Origin of the sequence: Halocalculus aciditolerans (assembly GCF_014647475.1) — an archaeon.
GTDB lineage: Archaea > Halobacteriota > Halobacteria > Halobacteriales > Halobacteriaceae > Halocalculus > Halocalculus aciditolerans.
Genome location: NZ_BMPG01000002.1, coordinates 466126 through 482906, shown reverse-complemented (window position 1 = coordinate 482906; position 16781 = coordinate 466126). Strand labels below are relative to the sequence as shown.

The following is a 16781-nucleotide window of genomic DNA, read 5'->3' as shown; positions in this document are numbered from 1 at the left end:
GAGTCGCCCGTGCCGGGCTTTCACCCATCCTCCGCTCCGTCGCCTACCGCGAAGACGGGAGGCGGTGGACGGACGCGGGGGCTGGTTGGTGGCAGCAGTGTCCTCGACGAGCCTGCCCGGTTGACCGCTATTTGCGAACGGAATCGCCAGACGGAGCGGGGCCGAGGCACGTCCCGTGTTGGTATCAGATTTTACCGTGTTTCTGAGAACGGCGGAAGCGTCGAGAACGCAGCAGAGAGCAGCGCTACCGCTGGAACGGTTTTGGCTGCGAACCGAGTAAATTTCACACGGGCGCTGCAGGATTTGAACCCGCGGCATCTTGGTCCGAAGCCAAGTGCTCTGTCCAGGCTGAGCTAAGCGCCCGCGTGTCTACGTAGTCGGAGGGTGTGTTTAAACTTCCCGACTCGGGGTTCGGGTGTTTTATCGGCGCGGGGGGTGGAGTCGGGTGTATGTCTGTGGGTGAGTCGATTCGGGGGCTAGTGGAGGTGACGCGGCCGGGGAACGCGGTCGCGTCGGGTGTGATGACGTGGGTCGGGGCGTTCGTCGCGGGGGTGCCGTTCGGGCTGGGGGCGGGCGTGGCGGCGGTGGCGACGGTGCTCGCGGTGGGGGCGGGGAACGCGATCAACGATTACTTCGACCGGGATATCGACGCGATTAACGCGCCGGAGCGGCCGATTCCGCGAGGCGCGGTGTCGCCGCGGGGCGTGTTGGCGTTCAGCGCGGCGTTGTTCGCGGCGGCGGTTGCGTTGGCGGTGACGCTGCCCGTGATTGCGCTGGCGATTGCGGCGGTGAATCTGGTGGCGCTGGTCGCCTACACGTCGGTGTTCAAGGGGCTGCCGGGGGCGGGGAACGCCGTCGTCGCCTACTTGGGCGGGAGTACGTTCCTGTTCGGGGCGGCGGCGGTGGGGAACCCTCTCGACGGCGTCGTGTTGTTCGCGCTGGCGGCGCTGTCGACGTTCACGCGCGAGGTGGTGAAGGACGTGGAGGACGTCGAGGGCGACCGGGAGGAGGGCCTCAACACGCTGCCGATCGCGGTGGGTGAGCGGACGGCGCTCTGGGTGGGCGTGGCGTGTCTCGTGGTCGCGGTGGTGGCGAGCCCGCTTCCCTATCTCCGCGGGACGTTCGGCGTGCCGTACCTCGTGCTCGTCGTGCCGGCGGACGCGGTGATGTTGGCGGCGGCGTACTGGAGTTTCGACGACCCGACGCGGGGCCAGTCGCGGCTGAAGTACGGGATGTTCCTCGCCATCGCGGCGTTCGTCGTCGGGCGCGCGTGGACGTACCTCTGAGACGGCCAGACTCTGAGGGGAATCGGACTCTGAGGCGAACCGGGATTTCCGTGGACCCTCCAATTTCTTGGGCGGCGGCGTCGTACCGTCAGGCATGCTCGTCGAAGACGACGCGGAGCTAGCGGAGATTCTCGAGTACGACACCGTCGCGGTCGTCGGGTGTTCGGCGACGCCGGGGAAGGACGCCCACGACGTCCCGAAGTACCTCCAGAACCACGGCTACACGGTCATCCCGGTGAATCCGTTCGCGGACGAGATTCTCGGTCGGGAGGCCTACGACTCGCTCGCGGACGTCGAGGAGGAAGTCGATATCGTGGACGTGTTCCGGCCGAGCGAGGAGGTCGCGGGTATCGTGGACGAGGCCATCGAGCGCGGCGACGTGAAGGTCGTGTGGACGCAACTCGGAATCGAGGACGAGGAGGCGGCGGCGAAAGCCGCGGACGCGGGGTTGCGCGTCGTCATGGACCACTGCATCAAGGTCGAACACCGCCGCCTGATGCGATAGCGACGCTATCTCGCCGGCCGGCGCGTCGGCTCATACCGATACCGCTCCTTAGCCCTCCCACTCCTCGTAGCTGCCGTAGATGCCCTTGGAGAGGTAGCGTTCGGAGGAGTCGGGGAAGACGGTGACGACGGTGTCGTGGGGGGCGTCGATGTCGCCGTCGGCGATGCGGCGGGCGACGCGCTGGGCGGCGACGCTCGCCGCGCCGGCGCTGGACGCGACGAGGTGGCCTTCCTCGCGCGCGAGTCGCTTCAGTTCGTCGTGGGCGTCCCGGTCGCTCACTTGTTCGATGGTGTCAACGAGCTCGGGGTGGAAGAGCTGGTTCGTCGTGAGGTCGTGCGTCCCGATGCCCTCGATTTTGTACTCGGATTCGTCGACGTCAGCGCCCTTCGTGCGCGCGTAGAACGACCCCTCCGGTTCGACAGCCGTAATGTAGGTGTCTGAGTCTTGTTCGAGGGCGTACTCGGTGAGGCCCATGAGGGTTCCTGCGGTCCCGCAGCCGGCGACGACCGCGCCGACCTCGCCGTCGAGCGCGTCGTAGATTTCGGGCGCGGTCAGCTCGTAGTGTGCTTCGACGTTGAGCGGGTTCGCGAACTGCTGGGGGACGACGGCGTCGTCGAACTCCTCGGCGAGCTCGTGCGCGCGGTTCACCGCACCGCCCATCCCGGCTTCCGTCGGCGTGTTCACGACGTCGGCGTCGAGCGCGCGCATGAGCGTCTGCTTCTCGACGCTGAAGCGCTCGGGAACGACGAAGACGGCGTCGAGCCCGAGCTGTTTCGCGGCGAGCGCGAACCCGATGCCGGTGTTCCCCGCCGTCGGCTCGATTATCGTGCCGCCCTCGGCGACCTCGCCGCGTTCGAGCATCTGTTCGAGCATGTACGTCCCGATGCGGTCTTTCACGCTCGCGCCCGGGTTGAACGACTCCAGCTTCGCGTAGACGTCGACCCCGTCCGGGGACGCCTGTACGCGCATGAGCGGCGTCTCCCCGACGGTGTCGAGGACGTTCTCCAGCGGCCGGCGATGCGTCGTCATATCTTACCGTTACCACGCGGTTTCTTTAGGCGTTCGCATCCCCGTCGACGTCCGCCTCTCCGCTCTCGCCGTCGTCGTCCCGGATCGCGTCCTCCGTCTCGGTTCCGTCCGGTCCCCAGCCGACGGCCTCCCAGTCCACGTCGTCGCCGAGGGATTCGAGGTCGACGCCCTCGCGCTCCGCGAGCGCCGCGAGGACCGCACCCTGCGCGTCCGCCTGCGCTTCGAGCGTCTCCACGCGCTCGTTCGTCTCCTGCACCGTCTCCTGCATCTCCTGCACGCGCTCGATGAGGTGGTTCACGCGCTGGTAGAGCTTCTCCGCGACGTCCGCGACGGTCTGAATCTTCTTCGCCGTGCTTCCGAGTCCCATACCCAGGGGTGGCTTCCTCGTCGCCTTCCGTCTTTCGCCACACGCGCCGCCGACGCGACCGAATCCGCTCACGCGACCCCGACGCCGTACCCGAAAGGCCTTAATGTATCACCCGGCTAGGAGTGGATGGACTAGACCGGGCGGTTTGGCCCCGCCCCTCGCCCGCAAAATGGTCATTAGCGGGGGTCGAACACCGGACCAGTCCGGTCCGCCCGGACCGGGCCCCGGAAGCCAACAGAGAAGCCTCGTCCTTCGGGGACGGCGGTCCGTCGCCCGCGCGCCTGCAGGGGCGTCGCGGCGCGGTTCGTCGGTGGAACCCCGTCAGGCACGGAAGTGAGCAGCGGCACACCGAACGTCCGTCGCTCGAAGGGTCGCGGGGTGGAGAAGGCGACCGGGACTACCCGGTCCGGAACGACCGGGCGACTCCGGTACGTCCACTATTCATACCGCATTCACACCGACCAGCGCCGGCGCTACTTACTCTCGTTCTGACCGCGTCCGGCCGGGCGGACGCGCGTCACGTAGACGTAGAGTGAGACGAGCGCGCCGACCGCCGTGGTGAAGACGGCGACGACGACCCAGACGCTCGCGGGCGCGAACACCCCGCGCTTTCTCGCGTCGTACGCGATCCAGCCGGCCACGACGAGCGGCACGCCGAACATCACGACGGCGAACCCGACGACTGCGACGAAGGAGACAGCGGCCATACGCGTTCCTCCGTCGCTCGCCGGGGAAGGCGTTCCGGTCTACACCAACCGACCGACCGCTATCCAGCCGGCGACGCTCGCCGCCGCGAGACCGAGCGCGCCGACGAACACCACGACGTCACGCCGCCAGCGCGCGGGCGCGCCGACGAGCCGCCGCCGACTCACCGGTGCGAGCGCCGCCGCCGCTCCCAACAACACGACGCCACCGAAAACCGGGAGCACCGCACCCGCCGCCCCCGCTGCGACGTGCACCGCGCCGAGCGCCAGCAGACCAAGCGCGAGGAGGGCTTCCAGGGCGCTACTCGTGTACCGGACCGCCGTCGCGTACGCCATACCCGAAGCGAGACAAACGCACGACAAAAACGTTCCGCCGACCACGAACGGCCGCGTCGTTCGCTCGTTCGGTGGAGTCTGCTGCCACACCGACTCGCGGGTCGTTTCTCCCCGCTCGTCCCTTCAGTCGCGCGCAGCGCGACGAAAGGAGCGAGCCAGCGAGTGCGAGCAGGGAGGAGCTCGTTCCGACCGTGCTCGCTCGGCCGCCTTCGTCGGCCTCTCTCCGAGCCGCTTACTCGAAGTGTTCTGCGTCGACGGCCTCCCCGTTGACGGTGACCGCGCCTTCGAGCGTGCGGGTCGGGTAGGGGATGTTGATGCCTTCCTCGTCGAAGCGCTCTTTCACGGACTGGACGTACTCGCCGCGGGTCTTCACGAAGTCCGCGCGCGAGGGGTCCTGTATCCAGAACCGGCTCTTCAGGCCGACGTAGGAGTCCCCGAGTTCGGTGAGGCGAACGGAGACGCCGGGGTCGTCGAGGATGTCGTCGCGCTTCTCGGCTTCCTCGACGATAATCTCGGTGGCTTTGTCGATGTCGTCGTCGTAGCCGACGCCGAAGAGGAACTGCACGCGGAGTTTATCCTTCGCGACCGGGTTCTTGATGACGCCGTCGGTGAGCGCGGAGTTCGGGACCGTGAGGAGCTCGTTGTCGAACGTCCGCACGCGGGAGACGCGGAAGCTGATGTCCTCGACGATGCCGGAGTTCCCGTCCCACTCGATCCAGTCGCCGATCTTGAAGGGTTTGTCCGTGTAGATGAAGACGCCGGCGACGAAGTTTGCGATGACGTCCTGCATCGCGAACCCGATGGCGAGCGTCGCGGCCGCCGCGATGGTGGCGAGCGACGTGAGGATGTTCCCGTAGCCCGCGAGCGCGAACGCGAACGCGATGGCGACGAACGCGACGACGACGCCGACGATGCGGCGGAGCGGGCGGCGCGCGTGCGCTTCGAGGCCCCGACGTTCGAAGACGCGGTCGGCGAGCGGGACGACGGTCGCCTTCCCGAGAACCCACACGAGGAACGCGACGACGACGAAAATAATCGCCGCGCCGAGCGGGACGGCGTAGTTCGCGGGGAGGAACTGGGAGAGCCAGTCGGCGACGAACCCGCCGCTCGTCTGGAGCGGGAGTCCGGTCGCGCTCATCGCGTGTACACCGCGGTGTTCCCTCGCGTCTCGTAGAGGTCGGCGTTCGCCTCCGTGGCGAGCTCCGCGGCGAGTTCGTCCGTGTCCGTCCCGCCGCGTGACGACCGCAGGAACTTGACTTTCACGACGTCGCGCTCCTGGAGCTGGTCGCTGAGTTCGTCGACGACCGCGCCGATACCGGCTTTCCCCACCCAGACCGTCACGTCGGCCTCGTGGGCTTTCGTAGCTAAGTCAGCCATCATCTATCCGGTTTTCTCCCCGCTCGGGTTTGAACCTTTAGGCTTCTCCGTAGGGATACCGGGACTGATGGCCGCAGTCACAGGTCACGACGACGTGGCCGGCGCGGGTGCGGACGCGCGCGTTCCGGCCGGGAATCAGGTAGGCGTCACAGGCGTCACAGGTGAACCGGCGGAAGCGCTTCGGGAGCGTGAGCCGGTTGCGCTCGGCGATGCGGCGGGCGAGCCGCACGTACTCCCGCGCGAGGTCGTCGTCGCCGCCGCGGGCGGCCTCGCGAGCGAGGTCGTGCAGGCGGTCGATGCGCTCCCGTGCGATGCTCCGCGTCACGCGAAGAGGTTCCCGCGCGCCCGGTAAGGCCGTGTCGATTGGCGGCCCTACCCCTCTCGCTCTCGGCCCGCCGGCCGACGAACGCCGCGACGCCGACGACGAGCGTGAACGCCCCGAAGAGCGGCGCACCCCTCAAACGCCGTGTCCTTCTTCCGGAAGACTATTTCCCGAACCCCGTGAGTTTCGGAGTATGCGCGCCCTGAACTATCTCGAACTGGAGTCGCACATCCGCGGGGGGATGACGACGGCGGCGGCCCAACAGCGCAAGGCGCTCGCGACGACCGACGTCGACGTCGTGACGACGCCGTGGAAGGCCGGCAACCCCGTGCAATCCCTCGGGACGGCGTTCGCCGGCATGGGCTACTTCGAGGAGTTCGACGTCGTACACTGCAACCTCGTCGGCCCCGGGAGCGTCGCCGTCGCCCGCCACGCGAAACGCCAGGATATTCCGCTCGTCCTCCACGCGCACTTCACCGCCGAGGACTTCGCCGAATCCTACCGCGGCTCCTCCACTGTCGCCCCCGCCCTCAAACCCTACCTCCGCTGGTTCTACTCACAGGCCGACCTCGTCCTCTGCCCCTCCGAGTACACCAAGGGCGTCCTCGAATCCTATCCGGTTACTGCGCCCATCGAACCCGTCACGAACGGCGTCGACATCGAGAGCCTCCAAGGCCACGAGGCCCTCCGCGAGGAGACTCGGGAGCGCTTCGACCTCGACGGCACGGTCGTCTTCGCCGTCGGCGAAGTCATCGAGCGCAAAGGCCTCACCACGTTCTGCGAGACCGCGAAACGAACGGAGTACGACTTCGCGTGGTTCGGCCCCTACGAGACCGGGCCGCAGGCCTCCGCGGTGACGAAACGCTGGACGCAGAACCCCCCCGAGAACGTCCGGTTCACCGGATTCGTCGACGACAAACGCGCGGCGTTCGGCGCGGGCGACGTCTACATGTTCCCCGCCAAAGTCGAGAACCAGGGCATCGCCGTCCTCGAAGCCATGGCGACCGGGAAAGCAATCGTCGTCCGAGACATTCCCGTGTTCGAGGAGTTCCTCACCGACGAGCACGACTGCCTCAAATGCGACTCGACGGCGGAGTTCGTCGACGCCCTCGAACGCCTCGACGCCGACCCCGACCTCCGCGACCGCCTCGGCGAGAACGCCCGGGAGAGCGTCGAGGAACACACGCTCGACCGCGTCGGCGACCGCCTCGCCGACCTCTACCAGACCCTCCTCGACGACAGCGGAACCGCGAGCGGAAATCGGGAAGGGGAGTCCCTTTAACCCGCGCGGCGGAAAGAGAGAACCATGTCGGACGACCGGCCCGCCGTCGCCGCCTTCACGGACTCCTACCTCCCGACCGTGAACGGCGTGACCTACACCGTGCGGACGTGGCGCGACCGCTGGCGCGCCCGCGGCGGCCGCATGGACGTCGTCTACCCCGCCAGCGCCCACGACCCCGAACCCGGCGAACACCCCGTCCCCGCCGCCTCCTTCCCCTTCTACGAGGGCTTCCGCGTCGGCACCCCCACGGTTCCCGACGCCGTCGCCGACGTCGACGTCGTCCACGCCCACACGCCCTTCGCCCTCGGCCTCGCCGCCCTCCGCCTCGCCCGCCGCCACGACAACCCGCTCGTCGCCACCTACCACACCCCCGCCAGCGAATACGCCGACTACGTCGCCCCCGACGCCGCCTCCGGCGCAGTAAGTGCCGTCTCACGCCGCTACGAACGCTGGTTCCTCGACCGCGCCGACCTCGTCCTCACCCCCAGCGAAACCACCGCACGCGACCTCCGCCGCGACCTCGGCGTCACCACCCCCGTCCGCGCCCTCCCCAACGGCGTCGACACCGACTTCTTCCGCCCCACCCCCAGCGAGGCCTTCCGCGACCGCCACGACCTCCCGGACGGCCCGCTCGTCGGCTACACCGGCCGCCACGGCCACGAGAAAGAACTCGACGACCTCGTCCGCGCCGCCACCCACCTCGACGCCCCCGTCGTCTTCGGCGGCGACGGCCCCGCCCGCGACGAACTCCACGACCTCGCCGCCGACCTCGACGTCGACGCCCACTTCCTCGGCTTCCTCGACCGCGACGAACTCCCCGCCTTCTACTCCGCCCTCGACGTCTTCGCCTTCCCCAGCCCCGTCGAAACCGAAGGCCTCGTCGCCCTCGAAGCGAACGCCTGCGGCACCCCCGTCGTCGGCGTCGACGCCGGCGCACTCGCCGACACCGTCGACCACGGCACCACGGGCTACCGCTACCCCCGCGGCGACACCACCGCCTTCGCCGACGCTATCCAGCGCGCCCTCGCCGACGAACGCCACCTCGCCGAGAACTGCCTCGACGCCCGCGACGACATCAGCGTCGACCACGCCATCGACACGCTCGAAACGCTCTACCGCGACGTCCGATAGCAAAACACGCCCGCCGCTCGTCTTTCTCCGGTTCCACTCACGCTGGCTCACAGGGGTAGCGCGAGCAAGGAAGAAGTCGTTCCGACCGCGCTCACTCCCGCCTTCGCGCTGGCCTACGGGCCGCCGGACTCGCGGCGATGCCGTCACCGGAACGCGACGCGTTCCGGTTTCGAGCGAGAACTCCGTTCTCGCCACCGTTCGTTCGGCGGAACCGAAGGGTCCGCCTGCTCCCCGTTCGCCTTCCCGCGGTTCTCGGCCGCCTCGCGTGGTCAGCTTGGTCGCGCTGTCTCACGGGTCGCTCCTCCCCGTTCGCTGTTTCGCGGTTCTCACTCGCGCCTTCGGCGGTCGCTCCGAACCGCGTTAGTCGTCTTCTTCGAGCGCGATCGCGATGCGGTCGAGCTTGTTGTTCGTGCGCTCGACTTCCTTCCGGAGCTTCTTCATCTCCTCGGCGATCTGCTCGGTGTGCTCGCCGCCGGCGTCGCCGCCGCGCGAACCGGGTCGTTCGGGCTCGCCGCGGCCGCCCGGACCGCTCGGGCCGCCCATTCCACCGGGGCCGCCGGGGCCGCCGCCCATACCGCCGGGACCGCCGCCGCCGCCCATCATGCCGCCCATCATCTGCGCGAACGGGTTCCCGCCGCCGCCCATGCCGCCGGGGCCGCCGCCCATCGCTTCCTCCATGCGTTCGCGGCGGTCGCCCTCCTCGCCGTCGCGCTCTTCGCGCTCCTGCTCGCGCTGCTCGCGGATCTCTTTCACGCGCTCGCGGAAGGATTTCTCGTCGCTCTCTTCCTCTCCCTCGACGTCGACGTCTTCGGTGTTCGCGTCGTCTTCCGGCATACATCGGCCTTCTACCGGCGCGCGGAAAAACCCTTCTTCCCCGGTACGAGCCGGTTCGTCAGACCGCGAGATACAGGTACGAGCCGGTTCGACAGACCGCGAGGTGTCTGCGTGAAGACACGCGACCCCACTTAGTCTGCTTGAGTTTCCACGGGGCAAGCGTATCCGCGAAAACGCCCACTACTCAGGTGGAAGCAGGCGGCCGCACCCGCGGTCGCCGCGTTCCGAAATCCCCCCATGAGTGAACCCACGTATCCACGCGATTCGAGTGCGCTCCGCCGCGAACTCCGCGACGTCATCCGCGGCGCGTACGAGAACGGCGTCGCCGTCGAGGGGAGTTACGACATCCGATTCGACGACTCTATCCCCGACTACGACGCGACGCTCCTCGAAGTGACGAAACCGACGATGAACGCCGACGACGAATCCGAATCTCTCGCCGACTAACGCTCGGCGAGCACTTTTCCCTCGCCGGCTGGCGCATCGGTTCCGGGTGCGCCGCGGCTCGATAGATGCGGCGCTACTCGTCCGGGTCATCCCGCATGGCTAAGTATCGAACCCGAGTAGAGGTAGGCATGTCTGCCGCGCTCGCGCTCGTCGGGCTCCTCGTCGTGCTGCTCGTCTTCTACTGGAGCGCGCAGTCTCTCTTCGGGATGCTCCTCGGCGGCGGTCCGACGGCCGACCTCCTCGGGTTCGCCGGCCACGGCCTCCTCGGTCTCCTCGGGACGTTCGTCGGGTTCGCCGTCGCCGCCGTCGGCGTCTACGCCGCCGAAGCCGCGCTCTTCGAGGGCGGCGACGCCTTCCGCGCGCTCGGCACGACCGCGCTCGCCGCCGTCGCCATCGCGCTCGTCGGCTGGATACCGATGGTCGGCCCCGTCCTCGCCGTCGTCGCCTGGCTCGGCGTTCTCTTCTACCGCTACGACGACTCCTGGGTGAACGCCGTCGTCGTCGGCGGCGTCTCCTGGCTCGTCGCCTTCGCCATCACGGGCGTCGCGAACGTCTTCCTCGGTCTCTTCGGCTCCGGCCTCCGCGCCGTCGGCATTCCCGGTATCTGATCGTTAGAGGTCTCGCAAGTCCTCTTGAACGACGGAGACGGCGCGGCGGAGCGAGCCGTGTTCGGCGAGATAAGTGACGCCGACGCTCGACTTGATGACGTTCGCCGCCGCGCCCGTGAATACCTCCGGGCCGAGCTGGGCGACCGCGCCGTCGCCGACGCTCACCAGCCACCCGGGCGTGTCGAACACCCACTGCTTCAGGCGCGGCCGCGGCTCGCCCTCGCGGGCGGCTTCGACGACGCGCGTGACGTTCTCCGCGACCGTCTCCGACGCGCGCACCGCGGCGAGCGCCGCCGCCGGCACGACTGTGCCTTCCGCGTCCGTGATCTCGACCGCGTCCCCGATGCCGAACGTCCGGTCGTCGATGCGGAGGTCCGCGCGGACGCTCGGCCGGTCGCCGCCGAGCCCGTGGTTCCCCGTGATGCCGCCCGTCCACACGAACTGGTCGTACGCGTGCTCGCCGTCGTCGAGCGAAACCGTCCCATCGTCGACCGCAGTTACGGTCGTCTCTGTGCGGATGTCGACGTCGCGCTCGCGGAGTTCGTCGCGGACTGCGTCTCGGAAGTTCGCCGGGAACGACGGCGCGATATCCGACCGCTGTTCGAGCAGCGTCACGGAGACGTGGGACTCGACGCCCTCGTCGCGGGCGTACTGCGCGAGTTCGCCTGCGACCTGCACGCCGGAGAGGCCCGCGCCGCCGACGACGACCTCGCCGCCGCCCGCTTCCAGCACCGCTTCGAACTCCCGTCGCACCGCCGCGGCGTGCTCCAGGCGCTTCAGCGGCGTCGCGTACTCCTCCAGTCCCTCGATGCCGTAGTACGCCGTCTCCGCGCCGAACGCCACGACCGCCGCGTCGTACTCGATGCTGTCGCCGCCGTCGAGTTCGACGACGCGCTCCTCGCGGTCGACCGCCTCGACGTCCGCGACGCGGACCGTCGCGCGCTCCGTCAACTCCGTCAGCGGAATCGAAATCGCGTCCGTGAACGACGGCCGGCGAATCGCTCGGTGGAGCTCGTGCTGGACGAGGTGGTCGCCGGTGTCGTCGACGAGGAGGAGTTCGACGCCGTCCGGGAGTCGGTCTTCGAGCTTTCGCGTGGTGAGGAGGCCGCCGTAGCCGCCGCCGAGAACGACAACTCGCATAGCTGTCGTTTCGACGGCCGCCGGGATAACTGCGGTGGCAAACTACGCTGCGTGTTCAGGTGTCGTCGGCGTAAGCACGCACGAGCGCGGCTTCGGCTCGCCGGAGCACGCCGCTGAGCGTCGACTTCGCCACGTCGAGTTCGGCGGCGAGTTCGGTGAGCGAGCAGTCGCGCGGTTGCTCGTAGTAGCCGGCGTCGAGCGCCGCGAGCACGACCTCGCGCTGGTGGTCGGTGAGCGCGTCCTCCGTTTGGTTCGCGCCGCGCACGCCGTCGAGTCGGTAGTCGAAGCCGCGCGCGTCGAGTTCGGTGCGGAGGTCGGCGAGCCGGTCGTGGGAGACGGTGAACGTCCAGTGGGCTTCGCCGTCGCGGATGTGGAACGGGAACTCCAGCGGGACGCCGGAGGACTGCGTCGCGCGGAGCAGCATCGGCGATTCGGTCTCGAACTGGACGAGCGCGCTCTCGTCGAGGCGGCGGAGGACGGAGACGTCGCGGAGGTCCGCGGCTTCGACGGCCGCGAGGAGCGGGTCCACGTCGTCCCCGTTGAGTTCGAGCAGGCCGACGCCACCGTCCGGCGCGGGGAGCGCCGAGAGCACGCGGAACGCGGCGTCCGAGTGAGCGCGCGAGATCCGTCCGATCCACGCCGGCTCCGGGAGCGTCACGACGAGTTCGACGCGAGGCACATCTCGTGCTCACGCGTCGAGGGGAGAAGAACGCCGCGCTTCCTTACTGGCCGACGACGTCGTCTTCGAGCGCGGCGACGTCCTCGATGATGGACTCGACGGCGTCGCCCGGCACGCCGTTCTCGCGGAGCGCGGCGTCGAGATGGTCGGCGACGTGGGCGAACGCCTCCCCCGTGATTCCCATGCCTTCGTGCGCGGCCTGCATGTCTTCGCCGTCGTACTCCACGGGGCCGCCGGCGACGGAACTCACGAACTGGACCTGGTGGGCGAACAGCTCGTCCATGTCCGTATCCTCGAAGTAGGGCGTGAGGACGGGGTCGTCGAGCACGCGGTCGTAGAAGTCGTCCACGACTGACTCGACGGCGTCACGACCACCGATCTCGGCGTAGATGGATTTAGCAGACATCGAGTGAACGGACACGCGACACCCGGATGGTGGTTCTCCCGAACAGCTTCGGTCGCGCCTGTCGACCCCACGCAAGGACGGGGTCGAGCGCGCGGGGGCTAGCTGGCGGCGGCGACCGACCGCGCCCGGAGCGGGCCGCCGCACGACCGCAGTGCGCCCCGGGACAGCGTGGAACTGATACGCCGTCTCGCCGCCCGATATCGGATAAACTCTCGGACTGGACAGCCCCCTCGCCCGGGGTCGGTCGGAGAATCGGGCGGGGTGCGGCGAGAGCGCGGGACGCGGTTAGAAGAGCGCGTCGGCGTCGTCGAGGACTCGGGCGGGGCCGCCGGGCTTCCACACCATGGTGTCGACGCCCGTTTCGGCGACGGCGGCTTCGACCTCGTCGGCGTGCTCCGCTTTGGTGTTGACGTAGACGGTCGCGCCGGTGTCGGTCGAGAAGTAGACGGGAATACCCTCGTGGTTCCGGAGGTCGCGGACGGTGTTGAATATCTCGAGCGTTTCGGGCTGCCAGTAGACCCAGGCGGCGGGGCCGGTCATCGTGGTGGCGGCGAGGCTCAGGCTGTCCTTCTCGGCGGTCTCGAAGACGCGGTCGAAGTCGCCCGCTCGGAGGGCGTCCTTCATCTCGACGAGCTGGTCGTGGACGTGCGCCATCCGCGCTTCGAACATGTGGGATTCTTCTGCTTCCTTGTGCGCCTGCTCGGTCTCCTTGTACGCGGGGACGAGCCCGATGACGATGCGGACGTCCTCTTCGAGGTCGTCGGCGACGTCGAGGCGCTCGCTCCGGCAGTCCGCGTCGTTCCCGCCCGTGTAGAGGTCGCTGTACGCGCCGGTGACGGCGCGCGCGGCGCTCGCCGAACCGAGGCGGGCGATGGTGGACACGTCGGGGAGGGTGTAGTCGAGGTCGGCGGCCTCGGCGAGTGCGAGCGCGGCGGCGGCGAACCCGGAGGCGGAGGAGCCGAGCCCGACGTTCGACGGGAAGTCGTTCTCGGATTCGAGGCGCACCGGGTCGGCGGCGTAGTCGGCGGTCGCGCGCTCGCGGACCTCGTCGACGACGGACTGGATGCGTTCTGCGCCGCGGCCTTCGACGCGGTCGCCGTCGATGACGAAGACGTCGCCGTCGAGGGAGCCGTCGAACTCGACGGTGGTCTTGGTGTGGCTGGGGGCGGTGCAGAGGCTGATGGAGTCGTGGTAGGGGTAGCGTCGCTCGGAGTTCCGCATCCCGTGGTACTTCACGAGGCCCTGAATGGGGTGGGCTTTCGCGGTCGCCTTCATGCCGTAGAGGGGACGCGACGCCACAATAAACGGCCCGGTCTCTCAGCGGGTGGAACGGTCCCAAACTTGTTAGCCGCTGCCACGAGAAGACGCGAGTATGGACGCTGTGAATCCGGCGACGGGAGCCGTTATCGAGTCGTACGAAGAGGCGGACGACGCCGAGGTGGAGGCGGCGCTGGCGGCCTCTCAGTCCGCGTTCGAGGAGTGGCGGGACGTCCCGCTCCGGGAGCGCGAGGAGCTCATCGCGAACGCCGCGGACGTGCTCAGAGAGAACGCGGAGCGGTACGCGCGGCTGATGACCGACGAGATGGGGAAGCCCGTCGAGCAGGCGCGCGGCGAGGTGGAGAAGTGCGCGTGGGCGTGTGAGTACTACGCGGAGCACGCGAGCCAGCATCTCGCGGACGAACCTCGCGCGAGCCCCGCGGGGACGGAGGTCTACACGTCCTACGAGCCGCTCGGCCCCGTTTTAGCAGTTATGCCGTGGAACTACCCGTTCTGGCAGGTGTTCCGGTTCGCCGCGCCCTACCTGACGGCGGGGAACACGGGCATCCTGAAGCACGCGTCGAACGTACCGGGCTGCGCGCTCGCCATCGAGGAGGTCTTCGAGAAGGCCGGCTTCCCGGAGGGCGTCTTCCAGTCGCTCCTCGTCTCCTCCTCGAAAGTCGACGGCATCATCGCGGACGACCGGGTGCGGGCGGCGACGCTGACGGGGAGCGAACCGGCGGGGCGCGCGGTCGCGGAGACCGCGGGCCGCGAACTGAAGAAGACGGTCTTAGAGCTCGGCGGGAGCGACCCCGTCGTGGTGCTCGACGACGCCGACGTCGCGCAGGCCGCGGAGACGGGCGCGTGGGCGCGCTGTCAGAACACCGGGCAGTCCTGCATCGCGGGGAAGCGCTTCGTCGTCCACGACGCCGTCTACGACGACTTCCTCGACGCGTTCCTCGACGAGATCGACGCCTACACCGTCGGCGACCCGCGCGACGACCAGACAGACATCGGTCCGATGGCGCGCCGCGACCTCCTCGAAGACCTCCACGAGCAGGTCGTCCGGTCCGCACAGGCCGGCGCGGACGTCGTCCGCGGCGGCGAGCCGCTCGACCGCGAGGGCGAGTACTACCCGCCGACCGTACTCACCGATGTGCCGCGCGACGCGCCGGTCGCCGCCGAGGAGACGTTCGGCCCCGTCGCCGCCGTCCTGCGCGTCGACTCGGAGGAAGAAGCCGTCGAGGTCGCGAACGATACCGACCTCGGGCTCGGCGCGAGCGTCTGGACGGAGGACCGAGCTCGCGGCCAGCGCGTCGCCCACCGCATCGACGCCGGCTGCACCTACGTGAACGAGCTCGTGAAATCCGACCCCCGCGTCCCCTTCGGCGGCGTGAAGGACTCCGGGTACGGCCGTGAACTCGCGTCCGACGGCATCCGCGAGTTCGTGAACCGGAAGACGATCTGGGTGAACTAGCGATGAACGCCGCCGACCGACTCGTCGCGGGCCTCGAAGCCGAGGGCGTCGAGTACGTCTACGGGCTCGCCGGCGAGGAGACCACGGACCTGCTCTTCGCTATCCGCGACTCCGGTCTCACTTTTGTCCCCGTCCGCCACGAGCAGGGCGCTGCCTTCATGGCGGACGTCGAAGGCCGCCTCACCGGACGCGCGGGCGTCTGTTTCGCGACGCTCGGGCCGGGCGCGACGAACCTCATCACGGGCATCGCGGACGCCCAACTCGACAAGAGCCCGCTCGTCGCCGTCACCGCGCAGGGCGGGATGGAGACGATGCACCACGAGAGCCACCAGCACCTCGACATCGTCGAGACCTTCGACCCGGTCGTGAAGTGGAACACGCGCGTCCACCACCCGGACATCACCCACGAGGCGGTTCGGAAGGCGTTCAAGGTCGCGGAGACGGAGAAACCCGGCGCGACCCACCTCGAGCTCCCCGAGGACGTCGCCGCCACGGAGACGGCCGTCGAGTCGATGCCGGCGCGCGGGCCCGCGCCCGAGTCCGCGCCGAACCCCGACGCCGTCGCGGACGCCGCAGCACGCCTCGAAGCCGTCGACAGCCCGGCGGTTCTCGCGGGGAACGGCGCGGTCCGCGGGCGCGCCGCCGACGTCCTCCGCGCGTTCGTCGACCGCACGGAGATTCCCGTCGCCTCGACCTACATGGCGAAGGGCGCGATTCCCGACGACAGCCCGCAGAGCCTGATGACCGTGGACTCCGGGGACGGCGCGGGAGCGGCAGCCCTCGCCGCCGCCGACCTCGTGCTCGCCGTCGGCTACGACGTCGCCGAACACGACCCCGCGGGCTTCCACGGCGCGGACACCCCCATCGTCCACGTCGACAGCCAGCCCGCCGAAGTCTACGCCGAATACGACCCCGCCGTCGAGGTCGTCGGGAACATCGCGCGCGGCGTCGCCGCCATCGACGACGCCACCACCGGAGCGAGCTTCGACACCGACTGGTACGCGGGCTACCGGAACCGCGTCACCGACCGGCTCGCGACCGAACCCGAGCCCGACGCGCCGTTCACCCTCGAAGGCGTCATGCCCGCGCTCCGCGACGCCCTCGGGAACGACGACGTCCTCCTCTCCGACACCGGCCGACACAAGATGGTCATCGCCCAGGAGTTCCCGACGTTCGACGCGAACGCCGTCGTCATCTCGAACGGCCTCGCCACCATGGGTATCGCCGTCCCCGGCGCGGTTGCCGCCGACCTGAACACCGATGGAAACGTCGTCGCCGCGACCGGCGACGGCGGCTTCCTCATGAACGCCGCCGAACTCGACACCGCTCAGCGCCTCGACTGTTCCTTTACGACGCTCGTCTTCCGCGACGACGACCTCTCGCTCATCACGGAGAAACAACGCGAGACGCACGGCGACTCCTTCGGCACCGAACTCACGAACCCCGACCTCGTCGCGTTCGCGGAGAGCTTCGGCGTCGACGCCTACCGCCCCGAGACCCGCCGCGACCTCCGCGCCGACCTCCGACGCGCCGTCGAGAGCGACGACCTCGCCCTCGTCGACGTCCCCGTAGCGTCACTGTAAAGGCCGCGCGC

At 69.2% G+C, this 16781-nt stretch carries 20 protein-coding genes, 1 tRNA gene and 1 other RNA gene; 9 read left to right on the top strand and 13 right to left on the bottom strand.

Features of this window, described 5'->3' with window-relative positions; all coding sequences use genetic code 11:
- Positions 1-288: 288 nt before the first annotated feature.
- Positions 289-363: transfer RNA gene (locus IEY26_RS09095), tRNA-Arg, on the bottom strand.
- 86 nt (positions 364-449) lie between these two features.
- On the opposite strand from IEY26_RS09095, the gene IEY26_RS09090 reads away from it, so the two are divergent.
- Both IEY26_RS09090 and IEY26_RS09085 read left to right on the top strand, forming a co-directional pair.
- Entirely contained in the window at positions 450-1286 is an 837-nt protein-coding gene (locus IEY26_RS09090) for a geranylgeranylglycerol-phosphate geranylgeranyltransferase (RefSeq protein WP_188978134.1), read from the top strand.
- Between the two features lie 94 nt (positions 1287-1380).
- Positions 1381-1791, top strand: a complete 411-nt coding sequence (locus tag IEY26_RS09085) for a CoA-binding protein (protein ID WP_188978132.1) — start codon at positions 1381-1383, stop codon at positions 1789-1791.
- A 48-nt stretch (positions 1792-1839) separates the two neighbouring features.
- Here the strand turns inward: IEY26_RS09085 and IEY26_RS09080 are convergent, their stop codons facing one another.
- Positions 1840-2820 (bottom strand): PLP-dependent cysteine synthase family protein, encoded by a 981-nt coding sequence (locus IEY26_RS09080; protein WP_188978130.1) that lies wholly within the window; start codon positions 2818-2820, stop codon positions 1840-1842.
- 25 nt (positions 2821-2845) lie between these two features.
- The gene (locus IEY26_RS09075; RefSeq protein WP_188978128.1) at positions 2846-3187 is read right to left on the bottom strand and encodes a DUF5798 family protein; all 342 of its coding nucleotides are present in this window, start codon (positions 3185-3187) and stop codon (positions 2846-2848) included.
- Positions 3188-3310: 123 nt separating this feature from the next.
- On the opposite strand from IEY26_RS09075, the gene ffs reads away from it, so the two are divergent.
- Positions 3311-3627: signal recognition particle sRNA (gene ffs, locus IEY26_RS09070), an RNA gene on the top strand.
- Positions 3628-3660: 33 nt separating this feature from the next.
- Here the strand turns inward: ffs and IEY26_RS09065 are convergent.
- From IEY26_RS09065 to IEY26_RS09045, 5 genes are all read right to left on the bottom strand, one after another.
- Positions 3661-3894 (bottom strand): hypothetical protein, encoded by a 234-nt coding sequence (locus IEY26_RS09065; protein ID WP_188978126.1) that lies wholly within the window; start codon positions 3892-3894, stop codon positions 3661-3663.
- A gap of 39 nt (positions 3895-3933) precedes the next feature.
- Entirely contained in the window at positions 3934-4227 is a 294-nt protein-coding gene (locus IEY26_RS09060; RefSeq protein ID WP_188978124.1) for a hypothetical protein, read from the bottom strand.
- A gap of 232 nt (positions 4228-4459) precedes the next feature.
- Positions 4460-5365, bottom strand: a complete 906-nt coding sequence (locus tag IEY26_RS09055; RefSeq protein WP_188978122.1) for a mechanosensitive ion channel family protein — start codon at positions 5363-5365, stop codon at positions 4460-4462.
- The gene (locus IEY26_RS09050; RefSeq protein ID WP_188978120.1) at positions 5362-5607 is read right to left on the bottom strand and encodes a YhbY family RNA-binding protein; all 246 of its coding nucleotides are present in this window, start codon (positions 5605-5607) and stop codon (positions 5362-5364) included. Before IEY26_RS09050 ends, IEY26_RS09055 begins: the two co-directional genes overlap by 4 nt.
- Before the next feature lie 34 nt (positions 5608-5641).
- Positions 5642-5929 (bottom strand): ribonuclease P protein component 4, encoded by a 288-nt coding sequence (locus IEY26_RS09045; RefSeq protein WP_188978118.1) that lies wholly within the window; start codon positions 5927-5929, stop codon positions 5642-5644.
- A gap of 190 nt (positions 5930-6119) precedes the next feature.
- Between IEY26_RS09045 and IEY26_RS09040 the strand changes: the two genes are divergently transcribed.
- Positions 6120-7208, top strand: a complete 1089-nt coding sequence (locus tag IEY26_RS09040) for a glycosyltransferase family 4 protein (RefSeq protein WP_188978117.1) — start codon at positions 6120-6122, stop codon at positions 7206-7208.
- 24 nt (positions 7209-7232) lie between these two features.
- Positions 7233-8339 (top strand): glycosyltransferase, encoded by a 1107-nt coding sequence (locus IEY26_RS09035; protein ID WP_188978115.1) that lies wholly within the window; start codon positions 7233-7235, stop codon positions 8337-8339.
- Between the two features lie 360 nt (positions 8340-8699).
- Here the strand turns inward: IEY26_RS09035 and IEY26_RS09030 are convergent, their stop codons facing one another.
- Entirely contained in the window at positions 8700-9173 is a 474-nt protein-coding gene (locus IEY26_RS09030; protein ID WP_188978113.1) for a hypothetical protein, read from the bottom strand.
- Between the two features lie 237 nt (positions 9174-9410).
- Between IEY26_RS09030 and IEY26_RS09025 the strand changes: the two genes are divergently transcribed.
- On the top strand, positions 9411-9620 hold the full coding sequence (locus tag IEY26_RS09025) for a hypothetical protein (protein WP_188978111.1): 210 nt from the start codon (positions 9411-9413) through the stop codon (positions 9618-9620).
- Positions 9621-9748: 128 nt separating this feature from the next.
- Complete coding sequence (locus tag IEY26_RS09020) at positions 9749-10228, top strand: hypothetical protein (RefSeq protein WP_188978109.1); 480 nt, start codon at positions 9749-9751, stop codon at positions 10226-10228.
- A 3-nt stretch (positions 10229-10231) separates the two neighbouring features.
- On the opposite strand, the gene IEY26_RS09015 is transcribed toward IEY26_RS09020, so the two are convergent.
- From IEY26_RS09015 to mvaD, 4 genes are all read right to left on the bottom strand, one after another.
- On the bottom strand, positions 10232-11368 hold the full coding sequence (locus tag IEY26_RS09015; RefSeq protein ID WP_188978108.1) for an NAD(P)/FAD-dependent oxidoreductase: 1137 nt from the start codon (positions 11366-11368) through the stop codon (positions 10232-10234).
- A 55-nt stretch (positions 11369-11423) separates the two neighbouring features.
- Positions 11424-12047, bottom strand: a complete 624-nt coding sequence (locus IEY26_RS09010) for a helix-turn-helix domain-containing protein (RefSeq protein ID WP_188978106.1) — start codon at positions 12045-12047, stop codon at positions 11424-11426.
- 43 nt (positions 12048-12090) lie between these two features.
- The gene (locus IEY26_RS09005; RefSeq protein ID WP_188978104.1) at positions 12091-12453 is read right to left on the bottom strand and encodes a group I truncated hemoglobin; all 363 of its coding nucleotides are present in this window, start codon (positions 12451-12453) and stop codon (positions 12091-12093) included.
- A gap of 285 nt (positions 12454-12738) precedes the next feature.
- Positions 12739-13728: a phosphomevalonate decarboxylase MvaD gene (mvaD, locus tag IEY26_RS09000; RefSeq protein WP_188978102.1), complete on the bottom strand. Its 990-nt coding sequence runs from the start codon at positions 13726-13728 to the stop codon at positions 12739-12741.
- Positions 13729-13825: 97 nt separating this feature from the next.
- Between mvaD and IEY26_RS08995 the strand changes: the two genes are divergently transcribed.
- Complete coding sequence (locus tag IEY26_RS08995) at positions 13826-15187, top strand: NAD-dependent succinate-semialdehyde dehydrogenase (RefSeq protein ID WP_188978101.1); 1362 nt, start codon at positions 13826-13828, stop codon at positions 15185-15187.
- A gap of 2 nt (positions 15188-15189) precedes the next feature.
- On the top strand, positions 15190-16770 hold the full coding sequence (locus IEY26_RS08990; protein ID WP_188978099.1) for an acetolactate synthase large subunit: 1581 nt from the start codon (positions 15190-15192) through the stop codon (positions 16768-16770).
- Positions 16771-16781 lie beyond the last annotated feature (11 nt).

Coding starts and splice junctions, on each gene's coding strand:
- IEY26_RS09090 (WP_188978134.1), top strand. CDS start 450: ATGTCTGTGGGTGAGTCGATTCGGGGGCTAGTGGAGGTGACGCGGCCG.
- IEY26_RS09085 (WP_188978132.1), top strand. CDS start 1,381: ATGCTCGTCGAAGACGACGCGGAGCTAGCGGAGATTCTCGAGTACGAC.
- IEY26_RS09080 (WP_188978130.1), bottom strand. CDS start 2,820: ATGACGACGCATCGCCGGCCGCTGGAGAACGTCCTCGACACCGTCGGG.
- IEY26_RS09075 (WP_188978128.1), bottom strand. CDS start 3,187: ATGGGACTCGGAAGCACGGCGAAGAAGATTCAGACCGTCGCGGACGTC.
- IEY26_RS09065 (WP_188978126.1), bottom strand. CDS start 3,894: ATGGCCGCTGTCTCCTTCGTCGCAGTCGTCGGGTTCGCCGTCGTGATG.
- IEY26_RS09060 (WP_188978124.1), bottom strand. CDS start 4,227: ATGGCGTACGCGACGGCGGTCCGGTACACGAGTAGCGCCCTGGAAGCC.
- IEY26_RS09055 (WP_188978122.1), bottom strand. CDS start 5,365: ATGAGCGCGACCGGACTCCCGCTCCAGACGAGCGGCGGGTTCGTCGCC.
- IEY26_RS09050 (WP_188978120.1), bottom strand. CDS start 5,607: ATGATGGCTGACTTAGCTACGAAAGCCCACGAGGCCGACGTGACGGTC.
- IEY26_RS09040 (WP_188978117.1), top strand. CDS start 6,120: ATGCGCGCCCTGAACTATCTCGAACTGGAGTCGCACATCCGCGGGGGG.
- IEY26_RS09035 (WP_188978115.1), top strand. CDS start 7,233: ATGTCGGACGACCGGCCCGCCGTCGCCGCCTTCACGGACTCCTACCTC.
- IEY26_RS09030 (WP_188978113.1), bottom strand. CDS start 9,173: ATGCCGGAAGACGACGCGAACACCGAAGACGTCGACGTCGAGGGAGAG.
- IEY26_RS09025 (WP_188978111.1), top strand. CDS start 9,411: ATGAGTGAACCCACGTATCCACGCGATTCGAGTGCGCTCCGCCGCGAA.
- IEY26_RS09020 (WP_188978109.1), top strand. CDS start 9,749: ATGTCTGCCGCGCTCGCGCTCGTCGGGCTCCTCGTCGTGCTGCTCGTC.
- IEY26_RS09015 (WP_188978108.1), bottom strand. CDS start 11,368: ATGCGAGTTGTCGTTCTCGGCGGCGGCTACGGCGGCCTCCTCACCACG.
- IEY26_RS09005 (WP_188978104.1), bottom strand. CDS start 12,453: ATGTCTGCTAAATCCATCTACGCCGAGATCGGTGGTCGTGACGCCGTC.
- mvaD (WP_188978102.1), bottom strand. CDS start 13,728: ATGAAGGCGACCGCGAAAGCCCACCCCATTCAGGGCCTCGTGAAGTAC.
- IEY26_RS08995 (WP_188978101.1), top strand. CDS start 13,826: ATGGACGCTGTGAATCCGGCGACGGGAGCCGTTATCGAGTCGTACGAA.
- IEY26_RS08990 (WP_188978099.1), top strand. CDS start 15,190: ATGAACGCCGCCGACCGACTCGTCGCGGGCCTCGAAGCCGAGGGCGTC.